3 protein-coding genes are annotated in these 1,254 nt (G+C 56.8%); all 3 read left to right on the forward strand.

Annotation, left to right across the window (positions count from 1 at the left end):
* Positions 1-252: 252 nt before the first annotated feature.
* Positions 253-609 carry a hypothetical protein gene (locus ACFWPJ_RS31420; protein WP_378856935.1) on the forward strand — a complete coding sequence of 119 codons (357 nt, stop codon included), beginning with the start codon at positions 253-255 and terminating at the stop codon, positions 607-609.
* A 62-nt stretch (positions 610-671) separates the two neighbouring features.
* On the forward strand, positions 672-1,034 hold the full coding sequence (locus tag ACFWPJ_RS31425; RefSeq protein ID WP_378856937.1) for a hypothetical protein: 363 nt from the start codon (positions 672-674) through the stop codon (positions 1,032-1,034).
* Between the two features lie 20 nt (positions 1,035-1,054).
* Positions 1,055-1,254 (forward strand): hypothetical protein (locus tag ACFWPJ_RS31430; RefSeq protein WP_378856939.1); only part of this gene is annotated, 200 nt, incomplete at its 3' end.

Consider the following 1,254-nt stretch of genomic DNA (forward strand, 5'->3'; position numbering starts at 1 on the left):
TGTCGTTTGGGGGAGATATAGGTTGACTAGTTGAAGGGGCTTGCGGCCCCGGGTTTCTTTGTATCTTCGTAATATGAGTGGGTTGGTCTTACCAAGGAGGCGAACACGATTGCCTCGGATCTCGAGGCTACCGCGGTCAAGGTTGACGGCTACTGGCAAGGGGCCGCAGCCACTGCATATGGCACTGCCATCACACCCCAGCGAACAGCTGTTGCGCGTGTGGGAACAATTTCCAATGCGGCTCGGACAGCGATGCTCACCGTCGGAGCAGCTGGTATTGCTTTCTATGCTTCTTTGTTGGGCATTGTTATCTCTGTTATTGCCGAGGCGCTGATAGAGGTGGGCGCTGCAAGCACGGGGGTTGGCGCCCTCCCTGCCGCGATCGCCGGCATTGTGTCAGCGGCCAAAGTCGCGACCCTGCTGGCTACGGCGGTCACCGGAATGGTCGCTGTCGTCAGCTCGGCAGTGACTCAAGCCCAGGCTCTACAGGTGGAATTGGACAACCCCCAAGGTTTCCCCGAAGGTCACTGGCCAACGACCGACGCTGCGAAATATAGTGACGCGACCGTGCGAGACGGAGATGCGGACTGGTCGGTGACGGCGAAATGACCTCGGCCCCAGGTAGTTACGGTGAATTGGCCGTAGCACGTCGGATCTCACGGATTCGAATTGTGGTCGCGGTCGTGCTTGCCCTTCTGATGTTTGCCGTATCGGCCGCGCTTGTCCTGCTCTTTCATTTCTCCGATCCATTCGATAGTGGTTTTTCGACGGCAAACAAGGTTGCCTTGTCGATTTCCGCGATTTCCGCAATGACGTTCATCTCCGTTGGGTTTTTGCTATATCGAGGTCGAGTCGGTGTGGTTGCGATTCGTGTTGCAGAAGTAATCTTCTGGATCGACCTCGTCGCGATTTTTGTGTCGACCATTGGCCTACTGGCCGTCGGGTCGATATCCATAATTGTATGGATGGTTGCGATCGGAGTCGGCTTCGATCTTGCGAGGGAGCTGAGATACTATTGGCCACTTCGGGGGTAATGCGCTGGGTTCCAATTGTGATGGCGGGATTGTTGGTTAACGGTTGTGCCACTGATATTGGGAGCGGTGAGCCGACTGCGACACCGACTGCTAACATGACGCCGGACGGGCTGCAGCTCGAGGCGCCGCCGAGTTATGACCCATGCGTGGGTGTGAGTCAAGAAATCCTCGATCGGTTTCAGCTGCGTAAGGCGATCGAGCCGAACACGGCGGATAGGGA

The organism is Nocardia sp. NPDC058497 (assembly GCF_042720195.1).
Classification (GTDB): domain Bacteria; phylum Actinomycetota; class Actinomycetes; order Mycobacteriales; family Mycobacteriaceae; genus Nocardia.

Coding starts and splice junctions, on each gene's coding strand:
- ACFWPJ_RS31420 (WP_378856935.1), top strand. CDS start 253: ATGCTCACCGTCGGAGCAGCTGGTATTGCTTTCTATGCTTCTTTGTTG.